The organism is Hankyongella ginsenosidimutans (assembly GCF_005144965.1).
GTDB lineage: Bacteria > Pseudomonadota > Alphaproteobacteria > Sphingomonadales > Sphingomonadaceae > Hankyongella > Hankyongella ginsenosidimutans.
Genome location: NZ_CP039704.1, coordinates 1,910,289 through 1,929,147, shown reverse-complemented (window position 1 = coordinate 1,929,147; position 18,859 = coordinate 1,910,289). Strand labels below are relative to the sequence as shown.

The window sequence follows — 18,859 nt, the reverse complement described above, 5'->3', positions numbered from 1 at the left end:
CGATGGCGGCATCGACTGGAGTTTTGGCCGCAAAGGGGCTCGGCCTCTAACCCTTCATTCCCAAGAAAGGACCGTCGCCATGTCGGCCACCAAAATCCTCTGGGGTCAGATCCTCACTGTCTTCCTGATCGTTCTCGCCGCCACCTGGGGCCACCGAATATGTCGCGTGGAAGCTAGGCTTCCAGGCGCAACTCGGGCCGCCGTGGTTTACGGTCTTGGGTTTCCCCTTCTACCTGCCGCCCGCCTTCTTCTGGTGGTGGTACTTCTACGATGCCTATGCGCCGGAGATTTTCACCCAAGGCGCATTCATCGCTGCATCAGGCGGCTTCATCGCTGTGGGCGTCGCCATCGGCATGTCGGTCTGGCGGGCGCGTGAGGCCAAGAAGGTCGAGACCTATGGTTCCGCTCGCTGGGCCGAGACGGAAGAGGTCAAAGCCGCCGGGCTTCTCAGCCCTGATGGCGTGGTGCTGGGCAAGCTTGACCGCGACTATCTCCGCCATGACGGGCCGGAGCATGTGCTGTGCTTCGCGCCGACGCGCTCCGGCAAGGGCGTTGGCCTGGTCGTGCCATCGCTGCTGACATGGCCGGGTTCGGCCATCGTCCACGACATCAAGGGCGAGAACTGGCAGCTTACGGCCGGCTTCCGCGCCCGGCATGGCCGCGTGCTGCTCTTTGATCCGACCAACGTGAAGTCCTCGGCCTACAATCCACTGCTGGAAGTCCGCCGGGGTGAGTGGGAAGTGCGCGACGTCCAGAACATCGCCGACATCCTGGTCGACCCGGAAGGTTCGCTGGAGAAGCGGAACCATTGGGAGAAAACCTCTCATGCCTTGTTGGTCGGCGCCATCCTCCATGTCCTCTATGCCGAGGAAGACAAGACGCTGGCCGGTGTCGCCGCCTTCCTCTCCGATCCGAAGCGACCGATCGACTCGACGCTTGCCGCCATGATGAAGACGGCACATCTCGGCGAGGTCGGGCCGCATCCCGTCATCGCCAGCGCCGCGCGCGAGCTGCTGAACAAGTCGGACAACGAGCGGTCGGGCGTGCTGTCCACCGCCATGTCCTTTCTCGGCCTCTACCGCGATCCCGTCGTCGCCGAAGTGACGCGCCGCTGCGACTGGCGCATCACCGACATCGTGACGGCCAAGCAGCCGACGACGCTCTATCTCGTCGTGCCGCCGTCCGACATCAACCGGACCAAGCCGTTGATCCGCCTGATCCTCAATCAGGTCGGCCGCCGCCTGACCGAGGATCTGCAGGCCAAAGCCGGACGGCACAGGCTGCTCCTGATGCTGGACGAGTTCCCGGCCCTGGGGCGGCTGGACTTCTTCGAATCCGCACTGGCCTTCATGGCGGGCTATGGGCTGAAGAGCTTCCTGATCGCGCAGTCGCTGAACCAGATCGAGAAGGCCTACGGGGCGAACAATTCCATCCTCGACAACTGCCATGTCCGCGTGAGCTTCGCCACGAACGATGAGCGCACGGCCAAGCGCGTGTCGGACGCACTCGGCACCGCGACCGAGATGAAGGCGATGAGGAACTATGCTGGCCATCGGCTCAGCCCTTGGCTGGGGCATCTGATGGCCTCCCGCTCCGAGACGGCGCGCCCGCTGCTGACCCCCGGCGAAATCATGCAACTTCCGCCGAGTGATGAGATCGTCATGGTCGCGGGCACGCCGCCGATCCGGGCGAAGAAGGCGCGCTATTACGAGGACGCCCGCTTCAGGATCGCATTCTGCCGCCTCCCACCCTCGCCACACCGAAGCAGGGCCCCGACGACTGGACCACGTTACCGCTTCCGCCACGTCCCCAGTTCGTCGAGGCGAAACCGGTCGAGGCCGCCCAGGATGAAGACCCGACCGAATCCGAGCGGCGCCATCAGCCGGAACTCAATCGAGTGCAGCCGGTCGAGAAGACGCCGCCCATCGAAAACGAGTTCGAGATCGATGCTGATCGCGATGACGAGATGGAGGACGCCGCCACTCGCAACAGGCGGATGACCGGGATCATGCAGGGTGTGGCGCGACAGGTCTCGCTCGATCCGAACGACGGCATGGAGCTGTGACCGTCATGGAGACACGCAAGAAGAAGGCCCAGGTCTCGGTCTATCTCGATCCCGCGATCATGACGATGCTTGCCGACCATGCCGCGCGCCGGGGTCAGTCGCAGTCGATGATCGCCGAGGCTGCGATCGCGTCGTTCCTGTCACCGGATGCCGCCGAGCGCCGGGAAGCAGTGATCGCCAAGCGCCTCGACCAGCTCGACCGCCGCATGACTCGGCAGAGCGCGATAGCGGCATCGCGGTGGAGAGCCTGGCCGTGTTCATCAAGTTCTGGCTCGCGACCACGCCTGCGTTACCAGAACCCGCCGCGCAGGCAGCACGCGCCAAGGCCAGCGAGCGATACGATCAGTTCGTCACTGCGCTTGGTCGGCGTCTCGCCAAAGGGCCGAAGCTAAGGCAGGAGATCACGGAGGATGTCAGCCCTCAAGGCGATGCGGATTAGGTGGTCAGCTTTCGCTTTTGAAACAACTCGGGAAGAGCAGAAGCGCAGCTTTGCCGACCATGCTGTCCGGCGCATCCTGCGCATCTTCCATTGCGCGAGCAAATTTCGTCACAACGCTTGGCTTATCGAGAATTTCAGGTTCTGTTGTTACCGAAATGACTTTTCGCATGATGCGCGCGAACCTGTGGCGCCGCTCACTCGACAGGAATGTGTTGATGACCTCGCTCAGGTTTCGTTGCGCTGAACCGACTGGTTTGCCTTCAACAAACGACATGATTGCATTGAGGAGCGCCCCCATGTCGACCTCTTCGAGGACTGTCGCATCAATCGCGTCTTCATTGAGCCGTTCCGCCAGGTCAGCGAGCAAGTCCCTCCTGAGTGACCACGGCGTCCCACCATTTGTCGTTGCAGCAAGCCAGCGTGCCCGAAAATCCATGTGCCACGGAGGCGGCGGAGCGACCGCATAGGGCAACCCCGATGGCCGCCACTCAAGTTCGGGGAGCGCTGTGATTTTCGAGTTCCAGCCTGAGCCGTGTTCCCAAAAGGCCCGAACCAGAAATGCCTTCCTTGCTTGGCACTCGGCTACAACTTCGTCGTCGAGGGAGAACAGGTTTTATTGTGCGAGTAGAAGATATCCTCAAAAGCCGTCAGGAGGTGTGCCCGCTCGACAGGCACGAAATTCCAAGTCAGCCAGATAAGATGCCGCCCTTCGCGCTGATAGAAATCTTCCCGCGCAACTATGATCGGGATCTGCGTCGTCGCGAGCTGGATTTCGATGGCGATCGGCTTTCCATCATATGTCGCGCGCACATCAGGCCGGCGCCGGATCTCCCCGCAAACAACATATTCATCGACGACAACTGATCCTGGCTCCGTCAACGGATCTGCATTGAGCAACTCAGCCACGAGATTTTTGACGCGCAAATGCAGGGGACTTTCTTGCGCCCCTGAAATTGCGATGCGCTGACCTCATCCGTTGAACCGGGCTCGCCCGTCCACCAAGGGCAACTGCGAGGAGCCCCTTGTGGTGACGCCAGAATGGCAGCCTCGTATTCGGCTCGCGCGGTGCATAGACAGGGAAACCGCAATGGTCGCAAACGAAAGCGGCCTGTCCGTCGTTGCGAGCCCGCGTAGCGGACCGCCTGATCTCCTGATAGCCGTCGGCATCGATCTGAAGCAGGTCGTCGCTCGCAATCACAGCCATGTCGTGGAGTCGAACGGCGCGTTTCAATGTTCGTTGCAATCGCCCCTTCATTCAGCCTCCCCGTGACAGCGAATCGGCACGCTCCTCTAGTGATTTCAGATAATAGCAACTCCGCGACCTACGCTTTCTCCTGTATTTACACGCCACACTACTACGCCTCTGAATTCTTGTTGAACCTGCCCCAAATAGGGCTCTTTTAATCATCCCCGTCCGGGGACCGTCTGATGTCTCCCCGGCGAGACCGGGGATCAGATGGCAGTTTCTCACCACAATTCGGAAGGCCTGGCGCGCGGGGCGCGGATGCTCCGCACAGCGCTTGGCCCTGCCATCGCCCGGCTTCTCGAAGACGCCGCGATCGTCGAGGTGATGCTGAACCCGGACGGTCGAATCTGGATCGATCGCCTCTCCGAAGGGCTGTCCGACACCGGCGAACGCCTGTCGCCAGCCGATGGCGAGCGCATCGTGCGTCTGGTCGCGCACCATGTCGATGCCGAGGTCCATGCAGGCAGCCCGCGCGTCTCGGCAGAACTGCCGGAAACGGGGAACGGTTCGAGGGGCTGTTGCCGCCCGTGGTCGCGGCTCCGGCCTTTGCCATCCGCAAGCCCGCCGTCGCCGTCTTCACCCTCGACGACTATGTCGTCACCGGGATCATGTCCGCCGCACAGGCCGAGGCGCTCCGCCAAGGCGTTGCGTCGCGCTCAATATCCTCGTCGCGGGCGGCACCTCCACCGGGAAAACGACGCTGACAAATGCGCTGCTGGCAGAGGTGGCAAAGACCTCCGATCGCGTAGTCATCATCGAAGACACGCGCGAACTGCAATGCGCCGCGCCCAACCTCGTCGCCATGCGGACCAAAGATGGCGTCGCCTCACTCTCAGATCTCGTGCGCTCGTCGCTTCGCCTTCGCCCCGACCGCATCCCGATCGGCGAGGTGCGCGGCGCTGAAGCGCTCGACTTGCTCAAGGCGTGGGGCACCGGCCATCCGGGCGGCGTCGGCACGATCCACGCCGGCAGCGCCATCGGCGCGCTTCGGCGCATGGAACAACTCATCCAGGAAGCCGTCGTCACCGTCCCGCGCGCGCTGATCGCCGAAACCATCGACCTAGTCGCCGTGCTCTCCGGCCGAGGTGCCGCGCGCCGCCTGTCTGAACTCGCCAGCGTCGAGGGCCTCGGCGGACGGCGATTACCGCGTCGTGCCCGCCGTCATGGAGGGCGACGGCGGCGCGGCTTCCATCTCCCACGCCCTCAGCACCAACCTCGAAGGAGCCCCTGTGATCCAAGCCCTGCGCATCTCGCGCTTCAACAACGCCCGCCAACGCCTCGCCATGACCGTATCGGTCGCCACGCTATCCGTGGTCTCGGCGGCGCCCGCCCATGCCTCCGGTTCGTCGATGCCGTGGGAAGCGCCACTGCAATCCATCCTCCAGTCGATCGAAGGCCCGGTCGCCAAGATCATCGCTGTGATCGTCATCATCTCAACCGGCCTGGCGCTGGCCTTCGGCGACACGTCGGGCGGCTTCCGCCGGCTGATCCAGATCGTCTTCGGCCTGTCGATCGCGTTCGCCGCGTCGAGCTTCTTCCTGTCGTTCTTCTCGTTCGGCGGCGGGGCGCTCGTCTGATGGCGGGCGTCGTCGATCAGGGCAGCGAGGTTCCAGGCTTCACCGTGCCCGTCCATCGGGCGCTGACCGAGCCGATCCTGCTCGGCGGCGCACCGCGCGCCATTGCGATCATGAACGGCACGCTGGCCGGCGCGGTCGGCCTCGGCCTGCGCCTCTGGCTGGTCGGCCTCGCCATCTGGGCGATCGGCCATTTCGCGGCGGTGTGGGCGGCCAAGCGCGATCCGCTGTTTGTCGAGGTCGGCCGCCGCCATCTTCGCATCCCCGCGCATCTCACGGTCTGAGAGGAGCGCCGCCGATGATCAATCTCGCCGAATACCGCAATCGTAACAGCCGCCTCGCCGACTTTCTGCCCTGGGCCGCGCTGGTCGGCACGGGCATCGTGCTCAACAAGGACGGCAGCTTCCAGCGCACCGCGAGGTTCCGGGGACCGGACCTCGACAGCGCCGTACCCGCCGAGCTGGTTGCCGTCGCCGGCCGCCTCAACAACGCTTTCCGCCGTCTCGGCTCCGGCTGGGCGATCTTCGTGGAGGCGCAGCGCCATGCCGCCGCCAGCTATCCAAACAGTACCTTCCCGGATTCAGCCTCCGCGCTGGTCGATGCCGAGCGCAAGGCCGATTTCGAAGAAGCCGGGGCGCACTTTGAATCCAGCTATTTCCTGACCTTCACCTATCTGCCACCGGCCGAGGACGCCGCCCGCGCGGAAACCTGGCTCTATGAGGGCCGCGAGAAGACCGGCATCGACCCCAACGAGGTGCTGACCACCTTCGCCGACCGCACCGATCGCCTGCTGCGGTTGATCGAAGCCTTCATGCCGGAATGCCGCTGGCTCGATGACGGCGAGACGCTGACCTATCTGCATGGCTGCGTCTCCACGCATCGCCACCGTGTCCGCGTCCCCGAAACGCCGATCTATCTCGATGCGTTGCTCGCGGATCAGCCGCTCACCGGCGGGCTGGAACCACGATTGGGCACGTCGCATCTGCGCGTCCTCACCATCACCGGCTTTCCGACCGTGACCACGCCGGGCCTGCTCGACGAGCTGAACCGGCTGGCCTTTCCTATCGCTGGTCCACCCGCGCGGTCCTGCTCGACAAGACGGACGCCACCAAGTTGCTCACCAAGATAAGGCGGCAATGGTTCGCCAAGCGCAAGTCCATCGCCGCGATCCTCAAGGAGGTGATGACCAACGAGGCCTCCGTGCTGGTCGATACCGATGCGGCAAACAAGGCCGCGGACGCCGACGTCGCGCTGCAGGAACTCGGCGCCGACTATGCGGGCATCGCCTATGTCACCGCCACCATGACAGTGTGGGACGCCGATCCGCGCATCGCCGACGAGAAGCTGCGGCTGGTCGAAAAGGTCGTCCAGGGCCGCGACTTCACCGCGATGGCCGAGACCATCAACGCCGTGGACGCCTGGCTCGGCAGCCTGCCGGGCCATGTCTACGCCAATGTCCGGCAACCGCCGATCTCCACGCTCAATCTCGCCCACATGATCCCGCTTTCGGCGGTGTGGGCGGGGCCGGAACGGGACGAGCATTTTGCAGCGCCCCCACTGCTCTTCGGCAAGACCGAAGGCTCCACCCCGTTCCGGTTTTCCCTTCATGTCGGCGATGTCGGCCACACCCTCGTCGTCGGCCCAACCGGCGCGGGCAAGTCCGTGCTGCTGGCACTGATGGCCCTGCAGTTCCGCCGCTACGCCGGCGCACAGGTCTTCGCCTTCGACTTCGGCGGCTCGATCCGCGCTGCAGCACTCGCCATGCGCGGCGACTGGCACGATCTCGGTGGCGGCTTGACGGACGGCTCGGAGACCTCCGTCAGCCTTCAACCGCTGGCGCGCATTGGGGAGACGAGCGAACGCGCTTGGGCCGCCGACTGGATCGTCGCCATCCTCCTGCGCGAAGGCGTCACCATCTCGCCGGAGGTGAAGGAGCATATCTGGACGGCGCTGACCTCGCTGGCTTCGGCGCCGGTCGAAGAACGCACTATCACCGGCCTCTGCGTTCTGCTCCAGTCCAACGACCTGAAGCAGGCGCTCCGCCCCTATTGCATCGGCGGCGCATGGGGCCGGTTGCTCGACGCCGAGCGAACATCTCGGCACCGCGACGGTCCAGGCCTTCGAGACCGAAGGTCTGATCGGAACCGACGCCGCGCCCGCCGTGCTCGCCTATCTCTTCCACCGGATCGAAGATCGGCTCGACGGCTCACCAACCCTCATCATCGTCGATGAAGGCTGGCTGGCGCTTGATGACGAGGGCTTCGCCGGCCAGCTCCGCGAGTGGCTGAAGACGCTCAGGAAGAAGAACGCCTCCGTCATCTTCGCCACGCAAAGCCTCTCGGATATCGACGGCAGCGCCATCGCGCCCGCCATCATCGAGAGCTGCCAGACCCGGCTCCTGCTGCCAAATGAACGGGCGATTGAGCCGCAGATCACCACCATCTATCGCCGTTTCGGTCTCAACGATCGCCAGATCGAAATCCTCGCGCGGGCCTTGCCGAAGCGCGACTATTACTGCCAGTCCCGACGAGGCAACCGGCTGTTCGAGCTGGGCCTGTCGGAGGTGGCGCTGGCGCTCTGCGCCGCATCCTCCAAGACCGATCAGGCGGCGATCGCCCGCATCACTGCCGAGCAGGGTCCGGACGGCTTCCTCGACGCCTGGCTACGCCACCGCGGCACTGACTGGGCCGCCGACCTCATTCCCAACCTCACCAACCTGGAGACACCATCATGAAACTGCGCCGTTTACGCGCAGTGCGGCTCGCTGCTGCGCTGCTTACCGCTCCCGTCACCGTCGCGCTCATACTGGCGACACCGGCTCACGCCATCATCGTCTTCGATCCCACAAACTACGCGCAGAACGTCCTTCAGGCGGCCCGCGCGCTCCAGCAGATCAACCAGCAGATCACGCAGCTTCAGAACGAAGCGCAGATGCTCATCAACCAGGCCCGCAACCTCGCGAGCCTGCCCTATTCCTCGCTGCAACAGCTCCAGCAGTCCGTGCAGCGCACGCAGCAGCTTCTGAGCCAAGCCCAGAACATCGCCTACAATGTCCAGCAGATCGACCAGGCGTTCAGCCAAAATACGCCAACGTCTCGCTCTCCGCGTCGGACGCGCAGCTCGTCGCCGACGCCAGATCGCGCTGGCAGAACACGGTGGGCAGTCTGCAGGACGCCATGAAGGTGCAGGCTGGCGTCGTCGGCAACATCGACACCAACCGCGCCCAGATGTCCGCGCTCGTCGGCCAGAGCCAAAGCGCCACCGGCGCGCTTCAGGCGACGCAGGCCGGCAACCAGCTCCTCGCCCTTCAGGCCCAGCAGCTCGCCGACCTCACTGCCGTCGTCGCGGCGAACGGTCGCGCGCAGGCGCTGCAATCGGCCGAACAGGCGGCTGCGGCGGAACAGGGCCGCGAACAGCGTCGCCGCTTCCTGACGCCGGGCACGGGCTACCAGCCGGGCAACGCCCGGATGTTCCCCGGCAGCAACTGAGGGGATCGCCATGGACGGCAAGATGCTCGCCCGGCTCGGTGCCGTCGTCTTCGTCGGCGTCGCCATCACCGCCACGGTCATGGAACTGACCCGCAAGCCCGAGGAGCCGCAGGTCCGCACGCTCGTCCACGAGCGCAACGACACCGATGCGCTTCGCCAGGTCTTGCGGCAGTGCCGCGACATGGGCGAAGCGGCGACCCGCGATCCCGCCTGCCTCGATGTCTGGGCCAAGGCCCGCGACCGATTTCTGGGCCAATGCCCGAAGCCTTCCCAACCGAGCGGGACGAGGACGTTGGCACTGGAAGCGCCGACGACTCTCTTCCCGGCCGAAGCCCCGGCCAAGAAGGAAAGCGCGCCCGCGCCCAAGAACACCGCGCCGGTCGCACAGCCCGAACCCGTCCGGCCGGGAGCGCACTGACATGGGCGGCACCGGCGTCATCGACCATTTCCTCGAGGTCTTCACCCGCTACATCGACGGCGGCTTCGGCCTGCTCGGCGGCGAGGTCGCCTTCATCGCCACCACGCTGATCGTCATCGACGTGGTGCTGGCAGCCCTCTTCTGGTCGTGGGGCCGATGAGGACATCATTGCCCGCCTGGTCAAGAAGACGCTCTTCGTCGGCGTTTTCGCCTACATCATCGGCAACTGGAACAATCTCGCCCGGATCGTCTTCGAGAGTTTTGCCGGCCTTGGCCTGAAGGCATCCGGCACGGGCTTTACCGTCACCGATCTTCTTCGCCCCGGCAAGGTGGCGCAAACCGGCCTCGATGCCGGCCGCCCGCTGCTCGATTCCATCTCGAATCTGATGGGCTATTGGTCCTTCTTCGAGAACTTCATCCAGATCGCCTGCATGCTGTTTGCCTGGATGCTGGTGCTGCTCGCCTTCTTCGTCCTTGCCGTCCAGCTCTTCGTGACGCTGATCGAGTTCAAGCTGACGACGCTCGCGGGCTTCGTGCTGATCCCCTTCGGGCTGTTCGGCAAATCCGCCTTCATGGCCGAACGCGTGCTTGGCAACGTGATCTCATCCGGCATCAAGGTGCTGGTGCTCGCCGTCATCATCGGCATCGGCTCGACGCTGTTCTCCGAGTTCACCGCCGGGTTCGGCGGCGCGACGCCCTCGATCGATGACGCCATGGCGATCGTGCTCGCGGCACTGTCCCTGCTCGGCCTCGGCATCTTTGGTCCCGGCATCGCCAATGGCCTGGTCTCAGGTGGTCCGCAGCTTGGCGCGGGTGCGGCGGTTGGCACTGGCCTTGCTGCTGGCGGTATGGTCGCGGCGGGTGCGGCCACGATAGGCGCCGTCGCGTCTGGTGGGACCGCCCTTGCTGGCAGCGCCGCTGCCGCTGCCCGTGGCGGGGCCGCGCTCGCGGGCGGCGCATCGACCGCCTACAGCCTGGGTGCTGCTGGCCAATCCGGCGCATCGGCTGTGGCGTCAGGGCTTGGCAATGTCGCCAACGCCGGCGCGCAGGCCGCAGCCTCGCCGTTGAAACGCGCCGCTTCCCAGGCAGCCGATAGCCTCAAGTCCAGCTACCAGTCTGGTGCGCGTGCAACCTTCGAAGTGACCGGCGGATCGTCCACTGCCGGCACCATCGGCGGTGGTCCGCAGGACGCCGAAGCCGAAGCGCCCCGGCCGCTGCCGCATCCCCATCTTCCGCCACCGACGGCCCACCCGCCTGGGCCAAGCGCATGAAGCGTTCGCAGCAGATGTCGCACGGCGTCCAGGCCGCGGCTCACGCGGTCAAGTCGGGCGACAGCCATGGCGGCGGCTCTTCCGTCAACCTCTCCGAAAGCGACTAACGATGTTCAAACGACCGGCCACCCATTATGGCAAATCACCACAACCCGAGACGCCCTACCAGCGCGCGGCCCAGGTCTGGGACGACCGCATCGGTTCCGCCCGCGTGCAGGCCCGCAACTGGCGCTTCATGGCCTTCGGCTTGCTGGCGCTCTCGGCTGGATTGTCGGCCGCACTGGTCTGGCAGTCGATGAGCGGCTCGATCGTGCCGTGGGTCGTGCAGGTCGACAAACTCGGCCAGGCACAGGCGGTCGCGGCCGCTGTCGCTGACTATCGGCCGACCGATCCGCAGATCGCCTTTCATCTCGCCCGCTTCATCGAAGAGGTCCGCTCGATCCCGGCCGACGCGATCATCGTCCGGCAGAACTGGCTCCGGGCCTACGATTTCACCACGCAGGCCGGGGCCTTGGCGCTCAACGATTATGCCCGCGCCAACGACCCTTCACCAAAGTCGGCAAGCAGCAGATCGCCATCGAAGTCTCCAGCGTGATCCGCGCCTCGCCGGATTCGTTCCGTGTCGCGTGGATCGAGCGCCACTATCAGGACGGCTCGCTTTCCTCGACCGAACGGTGGTCCGCCATCCTCACCGTAAGGGTGCAGATACCACGCGACCCCGAAAACTCCGGGCCAATCCGCTTGGAATCTACGTCAACGCGATCAACTGGTCGAAGGAGCTTGGACAATGACACCGACCTTCCGCGCCGCCGGGAGGCCGGCATTCCGTAAATCCGCTTTCTCGGCTCTCCTCGTTTGCACCTCGGCGCTTGCCGGCTGCGCTACGGCTCATAAGCCCCGGAAATCTCCTATGACGATGCCGCGCCCGCCGTGCAGGCGGTCGATCCGCCCGCGCCCGTCACGGTGGTCGAACTGCCAAAGCCTCTGCCGCTTCCCGGCCAGATGAAGCCGGTCGAAGCCTCACGCCGGACGCCGGAGCCGACTGATCCCGCCGCCCGCGTCAATCAGGCAAACGCCGCCGCCCGCATCCAGCCCGTCCGTGACGGCTTCATCAATTCCATGCAGGTCTATCCCTTCACCCAAGGCGCGCTCTATCAGGTCTATACCGCCGTCGGGCAGATCACCGACATCGCGCTCCAGCCCGGCGAAACGCTGGTTGGCTCCGGCCCGGTCGCTGCCGGCGATACGGTGCGCTGGATCATCGGCGACACCGAGAGCGGCACGGGCGCGACCAAGCAGATCCACATCCTGGTGAAGCCCACGCGCACGGAGCTGATGACCAACCTCGTCATCAACACCAACCTGCGCACCTATCACATGGAACTGCGCTCGACCGAGAAGACCTACATGGCCTCGGTCTCCTGGCAGTATCCACAGGACCAGCTCATCGCGCTGCGTCGCCAGAATGCGGAGGCCCAGGCCGCACAGCCGGTCGCCAGTGGCGTCGATCTGTCCCGCGTCAATTTCCGCTACGAGGTGACGGGCGATCGCGCGCCGTGGCGGCCACTGCACGCCTTCGACGACGGCAAACAGGTCTTCATCGAATTCCCGCGCGGCATCGGCCAGGGAGATGCCGCCGCTCTTCGTCGTCGGCCCCGAGGGCGACACGTCCGAGCTGGTGAACTACCGGGTGCGTGGCAACTACATGATCATCGATCGGCTGTTCGCCGCCGCCGAGCTGCGCTTCGGCGCGGACAAGAACCAGAAGCGAGTGCGCGTCTCCCGGACCGACGGGAGGCCTGCGTCGTGAGCGAGATCGATCCCGATAAGGAGGAAGGCCGCAAGTCCGGGCTGGAACCCCAGCCGGAGTCTGACGATGACGCCCGGCCGCTGACCGGCGAACCGGCCGCGCCCATGCGGCTGCGTCCCGAGCCGCCGCGCGTCACCCGGCTCTCGCGCAAGGTGCTGGCCTGTCTCGGCCTGGTCGCCGGCGTCGGTATCGGAGGCGCGTTGATCTATGCGCTTCAAGTCCAGCATGGCGGCCGGTCGAACGAGGAGCTGTATTCAACCGACAACCGGACAACACCCGACGGCCTCAACACCCTGCCGAAGGACTATACCGGCCCGGTGCTCGGCCCACCGCTGCCGGGCGATCTCGGCCGCCCGATCCTCGATGCGCAGAACCGCGGCCAGCCCGTGACGCCGTCACGGATCGGCACCCTGCCGTGCAGCCAGGCCTCAGCGCCGAGGAGCAGCGTCGATTGCAGGAGCTGGAAGCAGCGAGGACCGCGCGCCTCTTCACTTCGACCGAGACACGCAGCATGGCGTCGCCCGCCACCACGACGGCGAACGCAACGACGCCGCTGCCGGATCTGACCAGTCTCGGCCTCGCGCCGCAGCCAGCGACGCCCTCGGCGCAGGACCGGCAACTCGCCTTCCTCAACCAGACGCCCGACAAACGCACCGTCTCGACCGATCGCGTCGCCGCTCCGGCATCGGCGAACATCCTTCAGGCCGGGGCGGTGATTTCCGCCGCGCTCATCACCGGCATTCGTTCCGACCTGCCCGGGCAGATCACGGCGCAGGTGACGGAGAACATCTATGACAGCCCGACCGGACGCATCCTTCTCATCCCGCAGGGCACGCGCGTCATCGGTCAGTATGACAACGGCGTCGGTTTCGGCCAGCGCCGCATCCTGCTCGTCTGGAACCGGCTGATCTTCCCGAACGGCCGTTCGATCGTGTTGGAACGCCAGCCGGGCACGGACACGCAAGGCTACGCCGGCCTGGAGGATGGCGTCGATTATCACTGGGGCGAACTGTTCAAGGCCGCCGCGCTCTCGACGCTGCTCAGCATAGGCGCACAGACGGGCTCCTCCAGCGAGGAGAGCGAGATCGTCCGTGCCCTGCGCCAAGGCGCTGGCGACAGCATCAGTCAGACGGGCCAGCAGATCGTCAGCCGCCAGCTCAACATTGCGCCGACACTAACGATCCGGCCGGGCTTCCCCGTCCGCGTCATCGTTACCCGCGATCTCGTGCTCGAACCCTATGGAGGCTGACATGGCGAAGTTGAAACTTGGTCCGATCGCTGATGACAAACCCGTCAAGGTCACGCTGGAGCTGCCTGCCAGCCTGCACCGCGATCTGACCGCCTATGCCGAAATCCTCGGCCGCGAGAGCGGCCATCCGCCGGGCGATCCCGTCCGGCTAATTGTGCCCATGCTTGAGCGCTTCATCGCGACAGATCGCGGATTTGCGAAGATGCGGCGGACCTGAGCCTTGGCGCACTACCACTTCTGATCTCGGGCGTTTCTTTTGGACTTGCTATGGAGTGCGCGAGAGCTAGCAGATTCCGAAATGCCGGATTGTCATTTTCCCGCAACCAAACCGCTGAGAATGGCAGGGTTTCCCCAAAATGGGTCGAAAAACGACACCGGGAAACTGTGCTGCCGTCGTCGCCTCGCTCGTAATCGTCAGTCCGCGTCCTAACGCCACTAAGTGCATCAGATTATCTCTGCCTACAGCTTGCTGATCGATTTCTGGGTGACGGCCCAGATCTGCGAGCCGCTTCACTAGATAGTCATGGATCTCTTGGCCCGGAGCGCTTTCGCTGACGATGAAGGACTCACCTTCTATATCTTTGAATGTGATTTGCGAGGCATTAGCAAACTGGTGGCTAGACGGTAGCACGGCATAGACCCGCTCAGACCAAAGATGCAGGCTATCACAACCCTCCCACTTGGCTGTTCCGGTGACGAAGGCAACATCGAGTCGGCGCCGACGGATTGCGACCGCATGCTCGGCGGGATTGCCGTCTGTAAATGTCAGTTTGACGGTTCCGTAGCGCTCACCAAAGGACAGAATCAGATCGGATAGAAATCCGGATGCCAGTGATGAGAATATCCCAATTCTAACGTTTCCGTCTTCCCGCGACCGATCGCGCCAACCTCAGTCTTAGCTAGGCAAATCTCCGCTAGAGCCTTCCGCCCACGCTGAACAAACTGCATTCCGGCGTGGGTCAATCTTACTCCGCAGGAGGAACGCACAAAGATCGTTGTACCTAACCGTTCCTCCAACTCGCGGATTCGGCGGCTGATCGCTGATTCCTGTACGCCCAGCGCCAGCGCAGCCCGGCGAAAGCTACCATAATCCGCTGCCGCAATTACAAACTGGATGTGACGGATCTGCACGGGCATGGCGGCATTTTCAAAATGACAATTGACGATAAACATCGTGGTACGAATATTCAGCCCTAATCGGGGCGGTCGAATATCAGAGAGACCCAAGTCCGAAATCACGCTCTTAGCCAAACTGTACATGAGTTTTCCTATATATTGCTGCCGTGAATCCTATTTCGATAAGCTGGAATCCGGAGTTTTCGCGTCCACTAGGGACATTACGAGCTCGCCCAAATGGCTGGTGAATTGGGGGTCGAGCGCATGAGTGCCGCGGAGGTGCGCTCACGCTCGATCACCTCGATGCGGCCGCGGATTTCGGCAACGCTGGGTATATCGCCCAAGCTCGCCGATAGATCTGGTTGTCCTTTCACAACCCGGCCGATCTTCAGCGCCTGACCGACCCGTCGCTCGCATCGGCATGCCGCGAGTTCCGACACCAGCCCGCAACGGCTCTGAACGAAGGTGGTCACCGCACCACGCGCCCGGCGCAACCGCTGCCGATAGGCCGCAGGATCGATATCCAGAATTTCGGCCGCCTCGGTATCGGTGACTTCGAAGATGTCGCCGAGGATGTAGGCGATCCTAAGCTCTCGCGACAGACAGATCAGCATGGCCAGCGTGCAGCCGATTCTTACCTCATCGATGGCGAGTTTTTCTTCGACTTCGTTCAAGCCATGATCCGCGAGCGGGGACAGCCCTGTTTCCAGATCGGCGGCGAATCCCTGGAACGTCAGCCGCATAGCCTCGATCGCGCCGCGCTTCCTCTCATGAAGCAAATGCCGGCAGGCAACGCGCAACGCCCAGCCGCCAGCTGCCTCCACATCGCGGATCGCGCCAAGATTGGTGATAATCTTCACCAGAATTTCCTGCGTCGCGTCCTCGGCATCGGCGCGGTTGGCAAGCATCCGCATCGCCAAATTGAAGACCGGGCTTTCGGCTGCGCGAACGACAGCCTCAAGGGCGGCGCGGTTTCCCTCCCGCGCCGCTACGACCTGTTGGGCATCAAGCCTGATCATGCTTCGAGAAGCCTCTTCAAAGTCTTCAACTCCTTGGCCAAGGTTTCCATCTGCGCACCCAAAGCGCCTTCGAGCATTTCGAGAGGAACCGGCGGTGCCATGAGCACAAAGCTATAGACCGCACGATCGGCCCCGTCGGGGTGACTCGCGAATAGGCCATGCCAACGGCACCATCGGGAAAGCTCATCTTCCAGTCGATGGTGCCGTGGCCGTCATGGGTAATGGTTTGCAACGAGATCGGCACGGTGCCGTTGGGGTAACCAGCTCGGCTGAGCTGGAATCAGCGCTCTTGAAAGCATTAGTCCATTTGGGGAGGTTGGAGGGTTCGGCAACGAACGCGAATATGGTGTCGGCCGGCTTGTTGATCCCGATGCATTGTACGTCGAAGGTCTTCATGAAACTCAGCTCCTTGCTGCTGCGACGCCGGAACATCCGGGCCGTATTATTAAGGAGAGAAACGGCGCGGCGACTGTGACTCGGGAGCGGCAAAATTTCAGGAAAATGCGGCTCAAGTGAAGTGGTGTGCTTCGCGCGCGCGTGTAGATCCTGCACGCGAAGCGTGAGTTTCAGACCGCCGGAGGCGTCCAGGCCATCGCCTTCATCGGCGCATCGACTTCCGTATGGGCTAGAGCATTGGTAAAGTTTGAAAGCACCTTGGTCGAAAGACAGACGAGTACGTCAAGCACCTGGGCCTTGGTGTAACCGGCAGCCAGAAAAGCGTTTAGTGCCTGGTCCCCACGTGACCGTGTTGCTCCAGCAATTTGCGGGCAAAACGCGCAACGCTTCGAGCTTCGCGTCGGCAAGGGGCTTGCCCTCGCGCAGTGCGGTGATGATATCCTGCGGCGCCTTCAGCATCGTCATGATCATCGAATGGCCTGCCATGCAGTAATGGCAGCGATTGTGATAATTCGACGTCATCATGACGACCTGAACTTCGACGGGCGTGAGGTTCGTCTTCTCGGTCGCCAGCTTGTAAAGCGTCGAATAGGCCTCATGCGCGGCAGGCGATTCAGCCAGGATTTTGTGCAAATTCGGCACGAAACCAAACATGGCCTGCGCGCCATCGATGAAGGGACGGACGCGGCTGGCGCCGTATTCTTGTCGTGATACGTAAACATGTGTTGTCCTTCTTGGGAGTTATCTTGAAATCACGCGGGGACGACGTAGCTGGTGATGGTCATGTCGGCGGCCCGGCTGCGCAAAGGAATGAGCGCCTGGTAGGCCTCGGATGCATGCCAGGCGTTGAGCGCGTCGATGTCGGGAAATTCGATTATACTGACCGTCTGATGCGTCAGCACACCGGCTAGGGCCCCAACGGCTTTGCCGCGCAACAACGCCTTACCTCCGAAGGGCCAACGTGGGGCCGACGCTTTGAACATAGGTTTGGTAGGAATCTGGGTCCTTGACGGTGGTTGTGACGATAAAAATGCTGCCACTTTCGGGTTCCTTTCTGCACGAACGACATGAAGCGCTAACGATGCCGCCCCTCGACAGAGGGGGTAGATGCGTTATGTACATAGCTGTATAAAATAGCCAATCGTTTTTGTCCATAGGTGAACAAAATAAATGTCGAAATCCGGACGGCCCTCGCAATTTGACCGAGACGCGGCGCTTGACGAGGCGCTCGTGGCGTTTTGGCGCGAGGGCTATCAAGCGAACTCGGTCAAGGCGCTCTCCGAGCGATTGGGGATCACCCGCTCAAGCTTTTACAATGCCTTCGAGAGCCGAGAGGCCATGTTCATGGAGGCGTTTGAGCGCTATCTTGAACGTTCGCCTGACCGCGCGCTGGCGGCGGTGCCGCTAGAAGGTAGCGTCTGCGCACTTATAACCGCGACATTCAAGACGATCTGTGAAAGCCTTACTCTCGATCCCGACGCGAAAGGGTGCCTGGCGGTCAACAGCGTCGGCGCGTTGTGCAATGTTGATGCCGAAATAGGCCCCAAGGTCGCCGCGCAAATGATCGCGCGTCTGGAGCGGATTGAGACATTGTTGAAGGCTGCTGTCGCCCGGGGCGAACTTCCGCGCGACGCGGATATTACCGCAACCGCTCTCGCACTGAAAACCTTCCTGGTCGGGCTTAACTCGATGGCCAAGGTGTTGCCGAACCGCAGCGCACTGTGGCCCGCGGCACGTGCGACATTGGCAGCTTTTGGTTTGTTGTGTGAAGACGCGGAACTACAGAATTCTTCTCCGGTCAGCTTTCACGAAAAGACGACTGTTAAATGAGGCTGACCGTCTAACCGTAGAACTGGTTGTCTCTGATCCAGCTCGCTCCTTCATACAAGCTCTGCGCGCTATCATTGTCTACGGCTGTCGATAGCGAAAGCCTGATCGCTCCCACACTCTGCCCATAATCGCAGGCTGCGGCCAGTAGCAATTTCGCGAATCCTTGCCTCGCGCTTGAGAAGCTACAAACAGATCGTTCAGAACGAAAACGCGCGCAGCCCGCGTGGAGGAGAACGACGGAAAGAGTTGAATGAATCCGACTGCCTCTTTGTCCAAGCTCAATTCGATTGATCCACAGGCCTACCTGACCGCCACGTTCATCGCCATTTTCAACGGCCATAAACAGAGCCGGATCGATGAGCTTCTGCCGTGGAAGTATGCGGCAACGTAATCTGCGCCAACCGGAACGCTGTCCCCGACCCAGCGTGGGCACCGGGCCGGGAGCCTTCTCAGCTATCGAGGAGAGCCGTGCCGTAGGAATTGTCTACAGCGCATAACCAGGTGCCAGACGAGTCCCGACGAAACACATAAGTGGCACGTCGTACCGTCGACGTCGCAATGCCGCTTTCGTCGACGGTATCCAACCAGGTTTCCATGATGACCAGCGCTGTGTCTCCGCCCTCAATCACCTCCATCCTCCCTTGGCGGACTTTCAATTTACCTTGGAAATGAGCTGATATTGCTTCGAACGCTTTCCTGATCTGGTCTTTGCCTTTGGCGTACATGCCTGCCTTCACCACCAAGGTGGCATCATCGGTGTAAAATCGCATCAAGCCGTCGAAGTCTTTGGCCGATATAGAACGGTCTGCAGATTCGATAAGGGCTTTCAAAGGATGGTCGGACATTCTGGACTCCAAAATGGCCGCGAGCGGAAAAACAAAACCCGCCTCGCGGCGGGTTGCTTTGTCTGGAAATATGACGCGCTTAACCCACCACTC

14 protein-coding genes and 10 pseudogenes are annotated in these 18,859 nt (G+C 62.9%); 15 read left to right on the top strand and 9 right to left on the bottom strand.

What is annotated here, in order from left to right; translation table 11 throughout:
- The first annotated feature begins 79 nt into the window (after positions 1-79).
- Together E6W36_RS11295 and E6W36_RS11290 are read left to right on the top strand one after the other, a co-directional pair.
- A pseudogene (locus E6W36_RS11295) lies at positions 80-2,065 on the top strand (conjugal transfer protein TraG).
- Positions 2,066-2,070: 5 nt separating this feature from the next.
- Positions 2,071-2,504 (top strand): annotated as a pseudogene (locus E6W36_RS11290) (CopG family transcriptional regulator).
- 4 nt (positions 2,505-2,508) lie between these two features.
- Here the strand turns inward: E6W36_RS11290 and E6W36_RS11285 are convergent.
- Both E6W36_RS11285 and E6W36_RS11280 read right to left on the bottom strand, forming a co-directional pair.
- Positions 2,509-2,871 carry a hypothetical protein gene (locus E6W36_RS11285; RefSeq protein WP_222872650.1) on the bottom strand — a complete coding sequence of 121 codons (363 nt, stop codon included), beginning with the start codon at positions 2,869-2,871 and terminating at the stop codon, positions 2,509-2,511.
- A 215-nt stretch (positions 2,872-3,086) separates the two neighbouring features.
- Positions 3,087-3,458 carry a DUF6035 family protein gene (locus tag E6W36_RS11280; RefSeq protein WP_281277541.1) on the bottom strand — a complete coding sequence of 124 codons (372 nt, stop codon included), beginning with the start codon at positions 3,456-3,458 and terminating at the stop codon, positions 3,087-3,089.
- A 502-nt stretch (positions 3,459-3,960) separates the two neighbouring features.
- Here E6W36_RS11280 and trbB point away from each other — a divergent pair.
- From trbB to E6W36_RS11225, 11 genes and pseudogenes are all read left to right on the top strand, one after another.
- A pseudogene (gene trbB / locus E6W36_RS11275) lies at positions 3,961-4,925 on the top strand (P-type conjugative transfer ATPase TrbB); the annotation flags it as partial.
- A gap of 72 nt (positions 4,926-4,997) precedes the next feature.
- Entirely contained in the window at positions 4,998-5,327 is a 330-nt protein-coding gene (locus E6W36_RS11270; protein ID WP_281277540.1) for a TrbC/VirB2 family type IV secretion system protein, read from the top strand.
- Positions 5,327-5,608: a VirB3 family type IV secretion system protein gene (locus E6W36_RS11265; protein WP_048646184.1), complete on the top strand. Its 282-nt coding sequence runs from the start codon at positions 5,327-5,329 to the stop codon at positions 5,606-5,608. Before E6W36_RS11270 ends, E6W36_RS11265 begins: the two co-directional genes overlap by 1 nt.
- Before the next feature lie 14 nt (positions 5,609-5,622).
- Positions 5,623-8,058, top strand: a pseudogene (trbE, locus tag E6W36_RS11260) (conjugal transfer protein TrbE).
- Positions 8,055-8,737: pseudogene (gene trbJ, locus E6W36_RS19000) on the top strand (P-type conjugative transfer protein TrbJ); the annotation flags it as partial. The pseudogenes trbE and trbJ, both read left to right, overlap by 4 nt.
- An 85-nt stretch (positions 8,738-8,822) precedes the next feature.
- Positions 8,823-9,230 carry a putative entry exclusion protein TrbK-alt gene (gene trbK-alt, locus E6W36_RS11250; protein WP_222872648.1) on the top strand — a complete coding sequence of 136 codons (408 nt, stop codon included), beginning with the start codon at positions 8,823-8,825 and terminating at the stop codon, positions 9,228-9,230.
- A gap of 1 nt (position 9,231) precedes the next feature.
- Positions 9,232-10,608: pseudogene (trbL, locus tag E6W36_RS11245) on the top strand (P-type conjugative transfer protein TrbL).
- A 2-nt stretch (positions 10,609-10,610) separates the two neighbouring features.
- Positions 10,611-11,292, top strand: a pseudogene (trbF, locus tag E6W36_RS11240) (conjugal transfer protein TrbF).
- A pseudogene (gene trbG / locus E6W36_RS11235) lies at positions 11,289-12,311 on the top strand (P-type conjugative transfer protein TrbG). The pseudogenes trbF and trbG overlap by 4 nt, the downstream one beginning before the upstream one ends.
- A 104-nt stretch (positions 12,312-12,415) precedes the next feature.
- Positions 12,416-13,560, top strand: a pseudogene (locus E6W36_RS11230) (TraB/TrbI/VirB10 family type IV secretion system protein).
- Position 13,561: 1 nt separating this feature from the next.
- Positions 13,562-13,777, top strand: coding sequence for a DUF2274 domain-containing protein (locus tag E6W36_RS11225; protein WP_222874472.1), 216 nt, complete (start codon positions 13,562-13,564; stop codon positions 13,775-13,777).
- A gap of 66 nt (positions 13,778-13,843) precedes the next feature.
- On the opposite strand, the gene E6W36_RS23460 is transcribed toward E6W36_RS11225, so the two are convergent.
- The 5 genes from E6W36_RS23460 to E6W36_RS20750 all read right to left on the bottom strand — a co-directional run bounded on the left by E6W36_RS23460 (position 13,844) and on the right by E6W36_RS20750 (position 17,074).
- The gene (locus tag E6W36_RS23460; protein WP_425459734.1) at positions 13,844-14,392 is read right to left on the bottom strand and encodes a LysR family substrate-binding domain-containing protein; all 549 of its coding nucleotides are present in this window, start codon (positions 14,390-14,392) and stop codon (positions 13,844-13,846) included.
- Complete coding sequence (locus E6W36_RS11215; RefSeq protein ID WP_222872647.1) at positions 14,365-14,799, bottom strand: LysR family transcriptional regulator; 435 nt, start codon at positions 14,797-14,799, stop codon at positions 14,365-14,367. Before E6W36_RS11215 ends, E6W36_RS23460 begins: the two co-directional genes overlap by 28 nt.
- A gap of 98 nt (positions 14,800-14,897) precedes the next feature.
- On the bottom strand, positions 14,898-15,695 hold the full coding sequence (locus E6W36_RS11210) for an RNA polymerase sigma factor (protein ID WP_222872646.1): 798 nt from the start codon (positions 15,693-15,695) through the stop codon (positions 14,898-14,900).
- A gap of 678 nt (positions 15,696-16,373) precedes the next feature.
- On the bottom strand, positions 16,374-16,745 hold the full coding sequence (locus E6W36_RS11205) for a carboxymuconolactone decarboxylase family protein (protein ID WP_222872645.1): 372 nt from the start codon (positions 16,743-16,745) through the stop codon (positions 16,374-16,376).
- 98 nt (positions 16,746-16,843) lie between these two features.
- Positions 16,844-17,074 (bottom strand): DUF1330 domain-containing protein, encoded by a 231-nt coding sequence (locus E6W36_RS20750; RefSeq protein ID WP_281277305.1) that lies wholly within the window; start codon positions 17,072-17,074, stop codon positions 16,844-16,846.
- Between the two features lie 187 nt (positions 17,075-17,261).
- On the opposite strand from E6W36_RS20750, the gene E6W36_RS11195 reads away from it, so the two are divergent.
- Positions 17,262-17,921: a TetR/AcrR family transcriptional regulator gene (locus tag E6W36_RS11195; protein ID WP_281277304.1), complete on the top strand. Its 660-nt coding sequence runs from the start codon at positions 17,262-17,264 to the stop codon at positions 17,919-17,921.
- A 10-nt stretch (positions 17,922-17,931) separates the two neighbouring features.
- Here E6W36_RS11195 and E6W36_RS23455 read toward each other — a convergent pair whose 3' ends face one another.
- Complete coding sequence (locus tag E6W36_RS23455) at positions 17,932-18,177, bottom strand: GNAT family N-acetyltransferase (protein WP_425459733.1); 246 nt, start codon at positions 18,175-18,177, stop codon at positions 17,932-17,934.
- 18 nt (positions 18,178-18,195) lie between these two features.
- On the opposite strand from E6W36_RS23455, the pseudogene E6W36_RS11185 reads away from it, so the two are divergent.
- Positions 18,196-18,312: pseudogene (locus E6W36_RS11185) on the top strand (transposase domain-containing protein); the annotation flags it as partial.
- Between the two features lie 58 nt (positions 18,313-18,370).
- On the opposite strand, the gene E6W36_RS11180 reads toward E6W36_RS11185, so the two are convergent.
- A complete protein-coding gene (locus E6W36_RS11180) occupies positions 18,371-18,766 on the bottom strand; it encodes a YybH family protein (RefSeq protein ID WP_222872640.1) in 396 nt (131 codons plus the stop codon).
- Positions 18,767-18,859 lie beyond the last annotated feature (93 nt).